Annotated in this window: 12 protein-coding genes, 5 tRNA genes and 1 pseudogene; 3 read left to right on the forward strand and 15 right to left on the reverse strand. The window is 70.4% G+C overall.

Going from position 1 to position 15,592, the window contains the following annotated elements; all coding sequences use genetic code 11:
- Positions 1-32: 32 nt before the first annotated feature.
- Both AB0F82_RS06540 and AB0F82_RS06545 read right to left on the reverse strand, forming a co-directional pair.
- The gene (locus AB0F82_RS06540) at positions 33-1,043 is read right to left on the reverse strand and encodes an NAD(P)H-dependent glycerol-3-phosphate dehydrogenase (RefSeq protein WP_356810554.1); all 1,011 of its coding nucleotides are present in this window, start codon (positions 1,041-1,043) and stop codon (positions 33-35) included.
- Positions 1,040-1,792: a lysophospholipid acyltransferase family protein gene (locus AB0F82_RS06545; RefSeq protein WP_362624623.1), complete on the reverse strand. Its 753-nt coding sequence runs from the start codon at positions 1,790-1,792 to the stop codon at positions 1,040-1,042. Before AB0F82_RS06545 ends, AB0F82_RS06540 begins: the two co-directional genes overlap by 4 nt.
- A gap of 243 nt (positions 1,793-2,035) precedes the next feature.
- Between AB0F82_RS06545 and cofC the strand changes: the two are divergent.
- Positions 2,036-2,641 (forward strand): annotated as a pseudogene (gene cofC, locus AB0F82_RS06550) (2-phospho-L-lactate guanylyltransferase); the annotation flags it as partial.
- Between the two features lie 305 nt (positions 2,642-2,946).
- Here cofC and AB0F82_RS06555 read toward each other — a convergent pair.
- The 4 genes from AB0F82_RS06555 to leuC all read right to left on the reverse strand — a co-directional run bounded on the left by AB0F82_RS06555 (position 2,947) and on the right by leuC (position 6,152).
- Complete coding sequence (locus tag AB0F82_RS06555; RefSeq protein ID WP_362624627.1) at positions 2,947-3,621, reverse strand: HU family DNA-binding protein; 675 nt, start codon at positions 3,619-3,621, stop codon at positions 2,947-2,949.
- A gap of 144 nt (positions 3,622-3,765) precedes the next feature.
- Positions 3,766-3,993, reverse strand: coding sequence for a hypothetical protein (locus tag AB0F82_RS06560; protein WP_033222859.1), 228 nt, complete (start codon positions 3,991-3,993; stop codon positions 3,766-3,768).
- A 137-nt stretch (positions 3,994-4,130) separates the two neighbouring features.
- Positions 4,131-4,724: a 3-isopropylmalate dehydratase small subunit gene (gene leuD / locus AB0F82_RS06565; RefSeq protein WP_356810557.1), complete on the reverse strand. Its 594-nt coding sequence runs from the start codon at positions 4,722-4,724 to the stop codon at positions 4,131-4,133.
- A gap of 3 nt (positions 4,725-4,727) precedes the next feature.
- On the reverse strand, positions 4,728-6,152 hold the full coding sequence (leuC, locus tag AB0F82_RS06570) for a 3-isopropylmalate dehydratase large subunit (protein ID WP_356810558.1): 1,425 nt from the start codon (positions 6,150-6,152) through the stop codon (positions 4,728-4,730).
- Positions 6,153-6,335: 183 nt separating this feature from the next.
- Between leuC and ndgR the strand changes: the two genes are divergently transcribed.
- Positions 6,336-7,052 carry an IclR family transcriptional regulator NdgR gene (ndgR, locus tag AB0F82_RS06575; protein ID WP_007266782.1) on the forward strand — a complete coding sequence of 239 codons (717 nt, stop codon included), beginning with the start codon at positions 6,336-6,338 and terminating at the stop codon, positions 7,050-7,052.
- Positions 7,053-7,222: 170 nt separating this feature from the next.
- Here the strand turns inward: ndgR and AB0F82_RS06580 are convergent.
- The 9 genes from AB0F82_RS06580 to AB0F82_RS06620 all read right to left on the reverse strand — a co-directional run bounded on the left by AB0F82_RS06580 (position 7,223) and on the right by AB0F82_RS06620 (position 11,361).
- Positions 7,223-7,295 (reverse strand) — tRNA-Glu (locus AB0F82_RS06580).
- A 14-nt stretch (positions 7,296-7,309) separates the two neighbouring features.
- Positions 7,310-7,381, reverse strand: a tRNA-Gln gene (locus AB0F82_RS06585).
- A gap of 21 nt (positions 7,382-7,402) precedes the next feature.
- A tRNA-Glu gene (locus tag AB0F82_RS06590) sits at positions 7,403-7,475 on the reverse strand.
- Positions 7,476-7,538: 63 nt separating this feature from the next.
- Positions 7,539-7,611: transfer RNA gene (locus AB0F82_RS06595), tRNA-Glu, on the reverse strand.
- A gap of 27 nt (positions 7,612-7,638) precedes the next feature.
- Positions 7,639-7,710, reverse strand: a tRNA-Gln gene (locus AB0F82_RS06600).
- An 85-nt stretch (positions 7,711-7,795) separates the two neighbouring features.
- On the reverse strand, positions 7,796-8,524 hold the full coding sequence (locus AB0F82_RS06605; protein WP_356810559.1) for an HAD family hydrolase: 729 nt from the start codon (positions 8,522-8,524) through the stop codon (positions 7,796-7,798).
- A gap of 257 nt (positions 8,525-8,781) precedes the next feature.
- On the reverse strand, positions 8,782-10,296 hold the full coding sequence (gene gltX, locus AB0F82_RS06610) for a glutamate--tRNA ligase (protein ID WP_362624632.1): 1,515 nt from the start codon (positions 10,294-10,296) through the stop codon (positions 8,782-8,784).
- Positions 10,289-11,077 carry a fumarylacetoacetate hydrolase family protein gene (locus AB0F82_RS06615; RefSeq protein ID WP_356810561.1) on the reverse strand — a complete coding sequence of 263 codons (789 nt, stop codon included), beginning with the start codon at positions 11,075-11,077 and terminating at the stop codon, positions 10,289-10,291. The genes gltX and AB0F82_RS06615 overlap by 8 nt, the downstream gene beginning before the upstream one ends.
- 95 nt (positions 11,078-11,172) lie before the next feature.
- A complete protein-coding gene (locus AB0F82_RS06620) occupies positions 11,173-11,361 on the reverse strand; it encodes a hypothetical protein (protein ID WP_030029864.1) in 189 nt (62 codons plus the stop codon).
- A 577-nt stretch (positions 11,362-11,938) separates the two neighbouring features.
- Here AB0F82_RS06620 and AB0F82_RS06625 point away from each other — a divergent pair.
- Positions 11,939-15,589 carry a nitrate- and nitrite sensing domain-containing protein gene (locus AB0F82_RS06625; RefSeq protein ID WP_362624635.1) on the forward strand — a complete coding sequence of 1,217 codons (3,651 nt, stop codon included), beginning with the start codon at positions 11,939-11,941 and terminating at the stop codon, positions 15,587-15,589.
- The last annotated feature ends 3 nt before the right edge of the window (positions 15,590-15,592 follow it).

Consider the following 15,592-nt stretch of genomic DNA (forward strand, 5'->3'; position numbering starts at 1 on the left):
TGAGAGTACCCGCTCATGCGTCCGGAAAGGAGTTAGCGACGTTCCGGTTTGGCGCTGCGGCTCATCAGTTCCTTCAGGGCCACGAGGGTCGGCTTGCCGTGGTGGACGATGTCCACCACGGTCTCGGTGATCGGCATGTCCACCCCGTGCCGGCCCGCCAGATCGGCCACCGACTGACAGGACTTGACTCCCTCGGCGGTCTGCTTGGTGACCGCGATGGTCTCCTCCAGGGTCATCCCGCGGCCGAGGTTGGTGCCGAAGGTGTGGTTCCGGGAGAGCGGCGAGGAGCAGGTCGCGACGAGGTCGCCGAGGCCCGCGAGGCCGGAGAAGGTGAGCGGGTCGGCGCCCATGGCCACGCCGAGGCGGGTCGCTTCGGCGAGGCCGCGGGTGATCAGCGAGCCCTTGGTGTTGTCGCCGAGGCCCATGCCGTCCGCGATGCCGACGGCGAGGCCGATGACATTCTTGACGGCGCCGCCGAGCTCGCATCCGATGACGTCGGTGCTGGTGTACGGGCGGAAGTACGGGGTGTGGCAGGCGGCCTGGAGGCGCTGGGCCACAGCCTCGTCCACGCACGCGACGACGGAGGCCGCGGGCTGGCGGGCGGCGATCTCGGCGGCCAGGTTGGGCCCGGTGACGACGGCGATCCGCTCCGCGGGGACCTTGGCCACCTCCTCGATGACCTCGCTCATCCGCTTGGCGGTGCCGAGTTCGATGCCCTTCATCAGGGAGACGAGCACCGTGTCGGGGGCCAGCAGCGGGGCCCAGGCGGCGAGGTTGTCGCGCAGGGTCTGGGAGGGGACGGCCAGGACGGTGAAGTCGGCGCCCGCGGCGGCCTCGGCCGGGTCGTGGGTGGCCCGGATGTTCCCGGGGAGTTCGACGTCCGGGAAGTAGTCCGGGTTGGTCCGGCCGGTGTTGATGGCGTCGACGACCTCGCGGCGGCGGCCCCAGAGGGTCACCTCGCAGCCGGCGTCGGCGAGCACGATGGCGAAGGCCGTGCCCCAGGAGCCTGTTCCGAAGACGGTCGCCTTCATGGGACGTGTCACTTCAAGCCCTCCCCTGCGGCCTTGCGCCGCTGTTCCGCCCTGGCGTTGCGATGGTCGTACGGCTGCTCGGGCGCGGTCTCCCCCCGCACCTCCTCCAGGAGGCCGGTGACGGCCGCCATGATGGCCTCGGTGGCCTCCTTGAGGATGTCCGGGGTGGGTTCCCGGTCGTAGAAGGGCGAGAGGTCGACGGGCGGTCCGGCGAGCACCTGGAGGGTCTTGCGCGGGAAGAGCCGGACCTTGTTCTCCTTGGCGTACGGCGGCATCGCGAGGTTGGCGCCCCACTGGGCCACCGGAATGACCGGCGCCTTGGTGATCAGCGCGACGCGGGCGACACCGGTCTTGCCGGCCATCGGCCACATGTCGGGGTCCCTGGTCAGGGTGCCCTCGGGGTAAAAGGCGACGCATTCGCCGCGCTCGATGGCGTCGACTGCGGCCCGGAATGCGTCCAGGGCGTTGGTGCTCTCCCGGTAGACGGGGATCTGCCCGCTGCCGCGGAGGATCGACCCGACAAAGGGGACCTTGAAGAGGGCGGCCTTGGCGAGCAATCGGGGCACCCGGCCGGTGTTGTACTGGAAGTGCGCGTAGGAGAGCGGGTCCAGATACGAGTTGTGATTGACGGCCGTGATAAAGCCGCCGTCGGCCGGAATGTGCTCCATTCCCCGCCAGTCCCGCTTGAACAGCACTACCAGCGGCGGTTTTGCGATGACCGCCGCCAGGCGGTACCAGAAGCCGATTCTGCGGCGGGACACTCGGACACCTTCCTCTAGGACCGGAGCGCGGCTGGGGCACCTCGTCGTCGGCCGGACAAGTGTCGCCCCGGGCCCCGTCTCTGTCGAGAACACCGTACGCCCCGCTCAGGACGCCGGACTCCCGGGCTGCCCGGGCGGGGGCGACAATGGGGCGACACATGACCCGGCCGTGACCCGGCCTCGGCCCGGGGAGGGGCCGGAGCGCACCGGAGGGAAGGGGTCGTCACGAACGCCGTCTGGAGTCTGGTGGTCCCCCTGAAACCCCTGGCGGTGGCCAAGAGCCGTCTTGCCGCTGCCGTGGGGGCCTCCCGGCCGGGGCTCGCCCTGGCCTTCGCCCAGGACACCGTCGCGGGGGCGCTGGCCTGCGCCGCGGTCGCGGATGTGGTGGTCGTCACGGACGACTCGGGGGCCGGTGCGGAACTGGCCAGGCTGGGGGCGCGGATCGTCCCGGACGCCCCGGCGGCCGGGCTCAACGCGGCGCTGGCGCACGGCGCGCGGGCGGCGCGCGAGGGGCGGCCCGGCACCGCGGTCGCGGCGATGAACGCCGACCTGCCGGCCTTGCGGCCCCCCGAATTGCTACGCGTGCTCGAAAACGCCTCGGCATTTCCACGGGCATTTCTGGCGGATGCGGCCGGAATCGGGACGACCTTGCTTTCCGCCGCACCGGACGTCGAATTGGCCCCGTCCTTCGGAGGGCCGTCGCGGGCCAGGCATTCCGCCTCGGGAGCGGTGGAAATCGCACTGGCGGGCGTGGACAGCGTGCGCCGGGACGTGGACACCGCGGCCGACCTGCGCAGGGCCTTCGCCCTCGGTGTGGGTCGTCACACGGCCCGATACAGTGCGGGTATGCAGGCGACCGCGTACACGTACGACTCCCAGACCCGCAGCGGCAGTGTGCTGCTGGACGACGGCACCCCGGTGTCCTTCGACGCCCCGGCGTTCGACGCGGGCGGCCTGCGGCTGCTGCGGCCGGGGCAGCGGGTCCGGATCGAGACGGACGGCAAGGGCGCGGAGCTGCGGATCACCCTGATCACGCTCCAGACCTTCTGAACCGGTCGGCCGCGGCGCCCAAGGGGCGGCCGGCGGCCCGGGAACGCACCGCGGGCCGGCTTCCCCGGAGGGGGAAGCCGGCCCGGCGTGTGTGACTCGTGCCCTTACTTCTTGCGGGCGGTGGTCTTCTTCGCGGTGGCCTTGCGGGTCGCCGTCTTCTTGGCCGGCGCCTTCGTCGCTGCGGTGGTCTTCTTGGCCGCCGGGGCGGTCTTCTTCGCGGCGGCGGTGGTCTTCGCCGCGGTCGTGGCCTTCTTGGCGGGGGTGGCCTTCTTGGCGGTGGACGTCGCCTTCTTCGCCGTGGCCGTGCTCTTCACGGCCGACTTCTTGGCGGTGGCGGTGGTCCTCTTCGCCGGGGCCTGCTTCGCGGCCGTGGTCTTCGCCGCGGACTTCTTGGCGGTGGTGGCCTTCTTCGCCGCGGCCTTCTTGACCGTCGCGGAGGCACCGCCGGTGAGGCTGCCCTTCGGCGCCTTCTTCACCGACACCTCGCCGCCCTTGGGCAGCTTCTTGGTGCCGCTGACCAGGTCCTTGAAGCCCTGGCCGGCGCGGAAACGAGGCACGGAGGTCTTCTTGACCCGGACGCGCTCACCCGTCTGCGGGTTGCGGGCGTAACGGGCCGGACGGTCGACCTTCTCGAACGAGCCGAAGCCCGTGACCGAGACCCGGTCGCCCGCGACGGTAGCGCGGACGATCGCGTCCAGTACCGCGTCGACAGCGTCCGCGGCCTGCTGGCGGCCGCCCAGCTTGTCGGCAATCGCTTCTACGAGCTGCGCCTTGTTCACGTCTTCCCCTTCGGAGACATCGCCAGAACGAATGTGTTCAAGCTTATTTCGCACGTTAGGCGGATATATACCGCAAATCAAACACGAAACGGGCTAATCACCCTAGTGCCGCAACGCCGGAGGCGGTTACGGAGTTCCTTCGCATCAGTCGCCTTCAGGGAATCGACCCTCGTCGAGGTCCTTCATCAACCTGTCCAGGCGCCTTGCCGCATCGGCGAGATCATGCTTCGTCGCGGCCGTGACGACCAACAGCTTCCGGGACAGCGCCATCCTTACGCCCTCCGGGACTTGCAGTGAGCGCACCCGTGTGTGTGCTTCTTTCAGCCGGTCCGCGACGAGTTCGTAGAGCTCGAGTTGACTGTCGCGTTCCATGCACAGATTGTGCCATCTGGGGCGAGTTGTCGCCTCACGGGGCCTCAACAAACGGCTGTGCCCCCCGCCGGAGAGCGGGGGGCACAGTGTTGGTGATGTGATCACCCGAGGGTGAATAAGCGCTGATCAGGCAGGAATCAGGCCTGAATCGTGCGCGGCTTGAAGGCCGGGCGGGCGCTTTCGTAGGTGGCGATGTCCGCTTCGTTCTGAAGGGTGAGCGAGATGTCGTCCAGGCCTTCCAGCAGACGCCAGCGTGCGTTGTCGTCGAGTTCGAACTCGGCCACCACGCCTTGCGCTCGCACCTGGCGGTCGACCAGGTCGACGGTGATCTCGGCGGTGGGGTCGGCCTCGGTGAGCTTCCACAGCTGCTCGACGGTCGCCTGCGGGAGCACGACGGTCAGCAGGCCGTTCTTCAGCGAGTTCCCGCGGAAGATGTCGGCGAAGCGGGAGGAGATGACCGTCTTGAAGCCGAAGTTCTGCAGGGCCCAGACGGCGTGCTCGCGCGAGGAGCCGGTGCCGAAGTCGGGGCCTGCGACGAGCACCGTCGCGCCGGCGCGCTCGGGGCGGTTCGTGACGAACTCCGGGTCCTTGCGCCAGGCCTCGAACAGCCCGTCCTCGAACCCGTCGCGGGTGATCTTCTTGAGCCAGTGGGCCGGAATGATCTGGTCGGTGTCGACGTTGCTGCGGCGCAGCGGGACGGCCCGGCCGGTGTGGACGGTGAAGGCTTCCATGGTTCAGACTCCGGCGGTCGCGTCGGCGGCGGACAGGTCGGCGGGCGAGGCCAGATGGCCCAGCACCGCGGTGGCGGCGGCCACCTGCGGGGAGACCAGGTGGGTGCGCCCGCCCTTGCCCTGCCGGCCCTCGAAGTTGCGGTTGGAGGTGGACGCGGAGCGCTCACCGGGCGCGAGTTGGTCGGGGTTCATGCCCAGGCACATCGAACAGCCCGCGTGCCGCCACTCGGCGCCGGCCTCCTTGAAGACCTTGTCCAGGCCCTCTTCCACGGCCTGGAGGGCGACACGGACCGAGCCCGGGACGACCAGCATCCGTACGCCGTCGGCGACTTTGCGGCCGTCGATGATCCCGGCGACGGCGCGCAGGTCCTCGATCCGGCCGTTGGTGCAGGAACCTACGAAGACGGTGTCGACCTTGATGTCGCGCAGCGGCTGCCCGGCGGTCAACCCCATGTACTCCAGGGCCTTTTCGGCCGCGAGGCGCTCCGAAGGGTCCTCGTACGAAGCCGGGTCGGGGACCTCCGCCGACAGCGGCGCGCCCTGGCCCGGGTTGGTGCCCCAGGTGACGAACGGCGACAGCCCGGCGCCGTCGATGACGACCTCGGCGTCGAAGACCGCGTCCTCGTCGGTGCGCAGGGTCTTCCAGTACGCGACGGCCGCGTCCCAGTCCTCGCCCACGGGGGCGTGGTCGCGGCCGCGGAGGTAGTCGAAGGTGGTCTGGTCGGGGGCGATCATGCCCGCCCGGGCGCCGGCCTCGATCGACATGTTGCAGATGGTCATGCGGGCTTCCATCGAGAGCTGCTCGATGGCCTCGCCTCGGTACTCCAGGATGTAGCCCTGGCCGCCGCCGGTACCGATCTTGGCGATGATCGCCAGGATCAGGTCCTTCGCGGTGACCCCCTCGGCCAGCTCGCCGGTGACGGTGATCGCCATCGTCTTCGGGCGGGCCAGCGGCAGGGTCTGGGTGGCCAGCACGTGCTCGACCTGGCTGGTGCCGATGCCGAAGGCCAGCGCGCCGAAGGCGCCGTGCGTGGAGGTGTGCGAGTCACCGCAGACCACGGTGGTGCCGGGCTGGGTCAGGCCCAGCTGCGGTCCCACGACGTGGACGACACCCTGCTCGACGTCGCCCAGCGAGTGCAGGCGCACGCCGAACTCGGCGCAGTTCGCCCGCAGCGTCTCCAGCTGGGCCCGGGAGACGGGGTCCGCGATCGGCTTGTCAATGTCGAGGGTGGGGGTGTTGTGGTCCTCGGTCGCAATGGTGAGGTCGAGGCGTCGGACCTTGCGGCCGGCCTGGCGCAGTCCTTCGAAGGCCTGCGGGCTGGTCACCTCGTGCAGCAGGTGCAGATCGATGAAGAGGAGGTCGGGCTCGCCTTCGGCGCGCCGGACGACATGGTCGTCCCAGACCTTCTCCGCGAGTGTCCTACCCATCGCTTTCCCTCCGGCCGGCGGGTTGTGCCGGCGCTTCATAGAGATCTCGTGCGCCGGACGCCCGTACCCCACGTCCCGGACGACGGCTCGGACCCAGTGGTTCGTGGACCCGCACATACAGACTCGCTGGTTCTTGGAAAAATTGAACTTGCGTTTCACAGTGTGAGACGCGAATATCGTTTCATGGACAACTCTAGCGGCGTCGGCGTTCTCGACAAGGCAGCTCTGGTATTGAGCGCACTGGAGTCCGGTCCGGCCACCCTCGCCGGGCTGGTCGCGGCGACAGGGCTCGCACGACCCACGGCACATCGCCTCGCCGTGGCACTGGAACACCACCGGATGGTGGCGAGGGACATGCAGGGCCGGTTCATCCTCGGTCCGCGGCTGGCGGAGCTCGCCGCCGCGGCCGGCGAGGACCGCCTGCTGGCCACGGCAGGACCGGTACTCACCCACCTCCGTGACGTGACGGGCGAGAGCGCGCAGCTCTACCGCCGTCAGGGAGACATGCGCATCTGCGTGGCGGCCGCGGAGCGGCTGTCCGGCCTCCGGGACACCGTCCCGGTGGGCTCGACCCTGCCGATGAAGGCCGGTTCGGCCGCGCAGATCCTGATGGCCTGGGAGGAGCCCGAGCGGCTCCACCGCGGCCTTCAGGGGGCGCGCTTCACGGCGACGGCGCTCTCGGGCGTACGGCGCCGCGGCTGGGCGCAGTCGATCGGCGAGCGGGAGCCCGGCGTGGCGTCCGTCTCGGCGCCGGTGCGCGGGCCGTCGAACCGCGTGGTGGCCTCCGTGTCGGTCTCCGGGCCGATCGAGCGGCTGACCCGCCACCCGGGCCGCATGCACGCACAGGCCGTCATCGACGCGGCCGCCCGGCTCACGGAGGCGCTGCGCCGCTCCGGCTGACGCCCGACCCCATCCGTTCACCCCCGGGTCCGGGGGCGCGTTCGACGCCGCACACGTCCGAACACGCGCCTCCGGGCCCGTACTTACGTCACGTACGTCCGCGCGGGGAGAGCCGCCGGCGCACAGCGAAGAGGCCCTCCGCGATGAACGCGAAGGGCCTCTTCGATGCGTACCCCCGACCGGATTCGAACCGGCGCTACCGCCTTGAGAGGGCGGCGTGCTAGGCCGCTACACAACGGGGGCTTGCTTGTACTGCGCTGGGCTACCAGGACTCGAACCTAGAACAAAGGAACCAGAAACCTTCGTGTTGCCAATTACACCATAGCCCAATGTGGTCTATACCAGACCAGTACCCCCGACCGGATTCGAACCGGCGCTACCGCCTTGAGAGGGCGGCGTGCTAGGCCGCTACACAACGGGGGCCCTAGCGATCCTGCATCAAGACGTCCGGGAGCTACCCAATGAAGATCTTGCGGGAAGGATCTGTACCCCCGACCGGATTCGAACCGGCGCTACCGCCTTGAGAGGGCGGCGTGCTAGGCCGCTACACAACGGGGGCAAAGCACTGCGTCACTACTGCACTGCGCTGGGGTACCAGGACTCGAACCTAGAATAAGGGAACCAGAAACCCTCGTGTTGCCAATTACACTATACCCCACCAAAAGTCAAGCCCTTGTGGACTTTTCTTTCGAGTGGCGCCTCCGTCCGGCCTTTCGGCCCGCTCCGGCGGCGCAGAAAGAACATTACCGGATGCCTGACCGTGCTCCAAAACGGGTATCCCGTCCCAGCAGCTCCGGCAGCCGGTCAAGGCCTTCGATCCGGTGCGCGCCCTCGGGACCGGCCCCTCGGCGGCCGTCCCGGTCGATCCAGACGGCCAGCAGCCCAGCGTCACGGGCGCCGCGCGCGTCGATCTCGGGCTGGTCCCCCACGTACGCCACCTCCTCGGCCGGCAGTCCCAGGGCCTCGCAGGCGGCGAGGAACGCCTCCGCCTCGGGCTTGCTGACGCCGAGCTCCACGGCGCAGACCAGCACCTCGAAGCGCTCGCGCAGCCCGAGGTGGCGCAGTTTGGGGTCCTGGTTGGCGGTGGAGGAGTTGGAGAGCACCCCGTGCCGGTAGTCGGCCGCGAGGGCGTCGAGCGCCGGCACCACGTCGGGGAAGACGGCCCAGGCGGCCTTGTAGTGCTCGACGTACTGGTCGAACCAGGCGTCCGCCTCGGCCGCGGTCATGCGGGGCTCGTCGAGGAACTCCCGTACCCGCTCCTGCCGCTGCCCCTGGAAGGTGCCCACCCCGGCCGCGAAGCGCGCCCAGTGCCGGTCGGTGATCTCCCGCCAGCGCGCGAGGGCCTGCGCGGGGGTGCCGTACCGTTCCGCGAGCCGGACGGCCTCCAATTGCGCCGCGAGTCCGGCCGCGTCGGCCCCCGTGTAGTCGAAGAGGGTGTCGTCGATGTCCCACAGCACGGCGCGGATCGGCATGTGCCAGAGCCTACGCCGCGGGCACCCGCTCGGTGGGCACGACGAGGAAGTCCGCCAGGAAACAGGTGACCCGCCACACGAAGGGGTCGCGGGCCACGACCCGGCCCGTGGGCGGCGTCACCCGGCCGATCCCGGGGAGGCGCGGGGTGCTCGGTTCCGCCGGAGCCTGTGGGACGCCGCCGACAACGCCGCAGGGGGCGGCTGCCCGGAGGTACGGGCAGCCGCCCCCTGCGGGACGTGCGGGTCGTGCGGGCCGGTCAGCCGGCCAGCTTGGCCAGGGCGGAGTCGATGCGGGCCAGCGAGCGCTCCTTGCCCAGGATCTCCAGGGACTCGAAGAGCGGCAGGCCGACCGTGCGGCCGGTGACGGCGACGCGTACCGGGGCCTGGGCCTTGCCGAGCTTGAGGCCGTGGGCCTCGCCGGCGGCCAGGACGGCCTGCTTGAGGGACTCGGGGTCCGACCAGTCGGCGTCGGCGAGCTTCTCGCGGGCGCTGGTCAGCAGGGCCGCCGGCTCCCCCTTCATCGCCTTGTCCCAGGAGGCCTGGTCCTCGACGGGCTCCTTGCGGAACAGGAAGTCGACGTTGGCGGTGATCTCCGACAGGACGCCCACGCGGGTCTGGGCGTACGGCGCGATGCGCTCCCAGGCCTCGGTGTCGAAGTCCTCGGGCGCCCAGTTGGCGTGCGGGGCCTGCAGCCACGGGGCGCAGCGGTCCGCGAAGACCTTCGGGTCGAGCAGGCGGATGTGGTCGCCGTTGATCGACTCGGCCTTCTTCAGGTCGAAGCGCGCCGGGTTGGCGTTCACGCCGTCGATGTCGAACCTCTGGACCATCTCCTCGATCGAGAAGACGTCCTGGTCCTTGGAGAAGGACCAGCCGAGGAGGGAGAGGTAGTTCAGCAGGCCCTCGGGGAGGAAGCCGCGCTCGCGGTACAGGTTGAGCGAGGCCTCGGGGTCGCGCTTGGAGAGCTTCTTGTTGCCCTCCCCCATCACGTACGGCAGGTGGCCGAAGGCGGGGGTGCTCTTGGCGACACCCAGCTCGATCAGCGCCTTGTAGAGGGCGATCTGGCGGGGGGTCGACGAGAGGAGGTCCTCGCCGCGGAGCACGTGCGTGATCTCCATCAGCGCGTCGTCGACCGGGTTGACCAGGGTGTAGAGCGGGGCGCCGTTGGCCCGGACGATGCCGAAGTCCGGCACGTTGTCCGGGGTGAAGGTCAGCTCGCCGCGGACCAGGTCGGTGAAGGTGATGGGCTCGTCCGGCATCCGGAAGCGGACGATCGCGGGGCGGTGCTCGCCCTGGTACGCCTCGATCTGCACGCGGGTGAGCTCGCGGCAGTGGCCGTCGTAGCCGGAGGGCTTGCCGGCGGCACGGGCGGCGGCGCGGCGCGCGTCCAGTTCCTCGGTGCTGCAGTAGCAGTGGTAGGCGTAGCCGCCGTCGAGGAGCTTCTGCGCGACGTCCTTGTAGATGTCCATGCGCTCGGACTGGCGGTACGGGGCGTGCGGGCCGCCGACCTCGGGGCCCTCGTCCCAGGTGAAGCCGAGCCACCGCAGCGAGTCGAGCAGCTGCTCGTAGGACTCCTCGGAGTCGCGCGCCGCGTCGGTGTCCTCGATGCGGAAGACGAACGTACCGCCGTGGTGGCGGGCGAACGCCCAGTTGAAGAGGGCGGTGCGGACCAGGCCCACGTGGGGGTTGCCGGTCGGGGAGGGACAGAAACGTACGCGAGGGGGTACCCCCTGCTCCAGCGGAGCCGAGAGCTTGGGGGAGGGTCCGTTAGCCACGCTTGATCACCTTGTTGGTGAGAGTGCCGATGCCTTCGATGGTGACGGCGACCTCGTCGCCGACGTTGAGGGGGCCGACTCCGGCCGGGGTCCCCGTGAGGATGACGTCGCCGGGGAGCAGCGTCATGGCCTCGGTGATGTGGACGATGAGGTCCTCGATGGAGCGCACCATGTCACTGGTGCGGCCCAGCTGGCGCTGCTGGCCGTTGACCGTGCACTGGATGGTCAGGTCCGCCGGGTCCAGGTCGGTCTCGATCCAGGGGCCGAGGGGGCAGGAGCTGTCGAAGCCCTTGGCCCGGGCCCACTGCTTCTCCCGCTGCTGGACGTCACGGGCCGTGACGTCGTTGGCGCAGGTGTAGCCGAGGATGACGTCCTTGACGCGCTCCTTGGGGACCTCGCGGCACATGCGGCCGATGACCACGGCGAGCTCCGCCTCGTGGTGGAGGTCCTGGGAGAAGGAGGGGTAGGTGATCGGGTCACCCGGGCCGACCACGGAGGTGGACGGCTTGAAGAAGGTGATCGGGGCGTCCGGGACCTCGTTGCCGAGCTCCGCCGCGTGCTCCGCGTAGTTGCGGCCGATGGCCACGACCTTGTTCGGGAGCACGGGCGGCAGCAGCCGGACCTTGCTCAGCGGGACCTTCGTACCGGAGAGCTCGAAGTCCGCGAACGGGATGCCCTTGATGATGTCGAGCACGAGCGACGCTTCGTTGCCGGGGGCGGCGTCGCCCTCGACCGCGCCGAACGCGACATTGCCGTCGATCGAGAACCTGGCGATGCGCACGTGTTGCGTCTGCCCCTCTGTTTCCGCTGGCTGGAGTCTGCGTTCCCCAGGCTAACGCGGCCGGCGGCGGCGCTTGACGTTCCGTGCGGGGCGGATTACTGCGCGGCGGCGGCGACCGGCGCGTCCATCAGGACCGTGCGCCGGGGGTTGGCGGTCTGCGTCGGCAGCTCGACGGCGTGCTCCGGGGTGGCCGGTGCCGCCTGCAGCTCCTCGGCGTCCTTGAGGTGCGCGAGGGTGGTGCGGCGGGGGTTGGCTATGTTGCGGAACATCGTCGTCGTCTTCATCGGAGTTCGGGGTCCTCGGTTCGGTCTGTGGATGTCGGCCGGCGCCCGCACCAGCCCTGGCGCCAACCCTTTAAGGGGCAAGGCTAAACATCTGAATCCCCTGCCGAACCAGGAAGTAATGGCCACGGCTATGTGAGTTTGCTCACCCGTGACCAGACATTTCCGCCATAATGGACAGTCAATCAGACGCAACGAAACGGACATTGCGCCACTGAATGCGCCATTCCGCTCCTGATCATCTCGACTGGGACACCTTGCCAGCCGTGTTGTTTACATGGCGTAAGTCCGATTTCGACCGAATGCGGTCGCACATCGCGTAATGGGTCGGTCACAAGTCGTGACCGACTCTCCGGGGTGACACACGCACCTTGTTGGAGATCCGCCACTGTGCTGGAATTCGCGGGACCGCCGCGGGACTCAGTCCGGCGCGCAGGTGGCGCGACTCAGCGCCGTGCGGCGGAGAGAAAGGGAGACGCGCCGGTCACCGACGACCACCATGGGGCCGAAAGTGCCCCACGACTCGACACCGTTCCGCCGGTCGCCCGGCGGGACGCCTGGTCCAGAGGTTGCGACGCTAGTGCAGGGACGATTCAAGAGGGATGGCAGCGCTGCGGCGGAGCAGGAGCCGCGCGGCGGGACCGACCGTGGCTCCTCGCCCCAGCACGCCCAGAACCGCGGGCCGGCTGTCGAAGGCGCAGGCCCCGACGCCTCCGCCGCGGTGAAGGCGAAGGGCCGCGCGAGGAGCCTGAAGGCCAAGTCCAAGGACGGCAGGTCCAAGGAGAAGGCGGCCGGGTCGGCTGAGCAGGACGTGGCGATACCGAAGGCCCCCAGTGGGCCCGGATCCCGCCTCGCCTTGCAGAACTGGCGCATCAGCACGCGACTCGTGTCGCTGCTGACCCTGCCGGTCGTCGCCGCCACCACGCTCGGCGGCTTCCGCATCAACGACTCGCTCAACGACATCGCGCAGCTCGAGCACATGCAGCTGCTGACGACGATGACGCGACAGGCCACCAACCTGGCCGCCATGCTCCAGGAGGAGCGCGACCTCTCCGCAGGTCCGCTCTCGATCTCCCAGGGCAAGAGCAACAGCCAGGTCGACAGTGCCCGCGCGCAGACCGATGTCGCCGCCAAGGCCTTCACCGCCGCGACCGACCGGGTCGACAGCACGGGCAAGAAGGACGACACCCTCAAGTCGATCCGCAACAACGTGCTGCAGATCGGCCGTCAAATCGCGAACATCGAGACGGTCCGCAACAAGGCGTACACCACCGGCGCCCAGCAGACCGTCAGCGAGTACAACGCGATGATCGTCTCGCTGCTCTCGCTCTCCCAGGACATGGCGCAGGCCACCTCCAACCCGGAGATGATCAAGCGTACGCGTGCCCTGGCCGCGTTCTCCGCCGCCAAGGAGTACGCCTCCATCCAGCGCGCGATCATCGCCGCCTCGCTTCCCGACACCAACGAGAAGCAGGGCAAGCTGCAGGAGAACGACCGGCTCTACGCCCTCTCCGCGCAGAAGGGCGAGCAGCAGGCGAAGACCACCTTCGAGCTCGTCTACCAGGGCCGCACCGAGGAACTCCTCGCGGGTCTGGGCGACAGCAACTCGGAGATCTCCAGCGCCGACCACTACGCACGCCGCGTGCTGACCAGCCAGGACGCCTTCCTCCGCGAGAAGAACCGGTCCTGGCTGGACTGGTACGACGCGGACGGCACCAAGCTCCAGGCGATGAAGGTCATCGAGCTGACCCTGCTCGAGGAGATGGAGCAGAAGGCCCGCGAGCTGAAGAGCGAGGCCCAGCAGGACGCCATCATCAACGGTGCGCTGATCCTCCTCGTCCTCGGTGTCTCCCTCGTCGGCGCCTTCGTCATGGCCCGGTCCATGATCCGCTCGCTGCGCCGCCTGCAGGACACCGCGACGCGCGTCGCCCAGGACCGCCTGCCCGAGCTCGTCAAGCAGCTGTCCGAGTCCGACCCGCAGGACGTCGACACCTCCGTGGAGTCGGTCGGTGTGCATACCCGCGACGAGATCGGCCAGGTGGCCGCGGCGTTCGACGACGTGCACCGCGAGGCGGTCCGCCTCGCCGCCGAGCAGGCCCTCCTGCGAGGCAACGTCAACGCGATGTTCACCAACCTCTCGCGCCGCTCGCAGGGCCTCATCCAGCGTCAGCTGTCGCTCATCTCCGAACTGGAGTCGCGCGAGGCCGACCCGGACCAGCTCTCCTCCCTGTTCAAGCTCGACCACCTCGCGACCCGCATGCGCCGTAACGGCGAAAACCTCCTCGTCCTCGCGGGCGAGGAGCCGGGCCGCCGGTGGACCCGCCCCGTCCCGCTGGTCGACGTGCTCCGCGCCGCCGCGTCCGAGGTGGAGCAGTACGAGCGCGTCGAACTGGCCTCGGTTCCCGGCACCGACGTCGCCGGCCGTGTCGTCAACGACCTCGTGCACGTCCTCGCCGAGCTGCTGGAGAACGCCACCTCGTTCTCCTCCCCGCAGACCAAGGTCAAGGTCACCGGTCACGCGCTGCCCGACGGCCGCGTGCTCGTCGAGATCCACGACACCGGCATCGGTCTCTCCCCGGAGGACCTCGCCGCGATCAACGAGCGGCTCGCGTCGCCGCCCACCGTGGACGTCTCCGTCTCCCGCCGCATGGGTCTGTTCGTGGTCGGCCGCCTGTCCCTGCGACACGGCATCCGCATCCAGCTGCGCCCCTCCGACTCGGGTGGTACGACGGCACTCGTCATGCTGCCGGTGGACGTCGCCCAGGGCGGCAAGAAGCCGGGCCCGACGCCGGGCCAGGGCGGTCCGGGCGGCGCCCAGGGCGCTCCCGGTGCCCAGGCCTCGGTGCCCGGTCCGGGCGGACGTCCCTCCGTGGGCACCGGCCCGCAGCGCGGTCAGGTCGCGGGGGGTGGCCAGCGCGCCGCCCTGCCGGGACGCGACGGCGCGCCCGGTCAGCAGCGTCCGCAGGGCGGACGGCCCCAGGGCGGCCCCGGTACTCCCGGTGCTCCCGGTGCCCGTCCGCAGCAGGGCGGTCCGACCACCGCGGGCCAGGGTCAGGGCGCCTTCGGCGCCGGCGGCCCGCTGCCGAACCGCGGTCCGGTACCCAGCGTCGGCTTCGGCGGTGGCCCGCAGGGCCGTCCCGCGTCCGGCCAGCCCGGGTTCCCGCAGGGCAACGGCTTCGAGCGTCCGCAGCAGCAGGCTCAGCAGCCCCAGCCACAGCAGGCTCAGCAGGCTCAGCAGGCTCAGCAGCAGCCGACCGGTCCCCGGCCGCAGCTGCCGCCGCGCGGTGGCGCCGGCGCCCGTCCGGAGCTGCCCGGCCCGCAGGCCACCAGCTGGGGTTCGGACCAGGCCCGTGGCCACGACGAGCTCTCGGGCCCCGGCTCGACGGCCGAGTTCGCGCGCCCGGACTTCAACGCGCCGATGCCCCAGGGCGACGGCGTGGGCAGCACCACCGGCCAGTTCGAGCGTCCGGACGTACGGGGCCCCGTCGACCCGTCCGCCACGGGCCAGTTCGAGCGCCCGGGCTACCAGCCCCAGCGGCCCGGCGGCCCCGGTGTCGGCGGGTTCGCCCGCCAGCCGCAGGCCCCCCAGCAGCCTCAGCCGCAGCACATGCAGCCGCAGGCTCCGCAGCCGGGCGGCGAGTACGCACCCGTGCCGCCCGCGCGCCCCGAGGCGCCGCGGCTGCCGCAGGGCCACCGGCCCGAGGCGCTGCCGCCGGCCCAGAACTCCGGCGACGCCCGCAGCCCGATCTTCGACACCCTGGAGTCGAACTGGTTCCGCGAGGAGGGGCAGCAGCCCCCCGCGCAGGGCCCGGCCGTACCCCAGCAGCCGCAGCAGTCCTCCCCGGCCCCGCAGCAGCAGCTGCCGCAGCGCGGCCAGGAGCAGGCGGCCGAGCCCGCCGCAGCGACGACCGGTGCCATGCCGACCGTCAGCTGGAAGTCCTCGCCGAACGACGAGCTGATGCGGCAGGCCGAGCGCGTGCGCCAGCCCGCCGCCGGCGGCATCACGACGTCGGGGCTGCCCCGCCGGGTACCGCGGGCGAACCTCGTGGCCGGCACTGCGCAGCAGCAGGCCGACGCGCAGGCGGGACCGCAGGTCTCGCGGGCGCCGGACGACGTCCGCGGCCGTCTGACCAACCTCCGACGCGGTATCCAGCAGGGCCGTCAGGCTGGCAACAACAGCCAGACGACCGGCAGTTACCACATCGACCCCACTTACCAGCAGGAGCGATAGTTG

The organism is Streptomyces virginiae (assembly GCF_040638905.1).
GTDB lineage: Bacteria > Actinomycetota > Actinomycetes > Streptomycetales > Streptomycetaceae > Streptomyces > Streptomyces virginiae_B.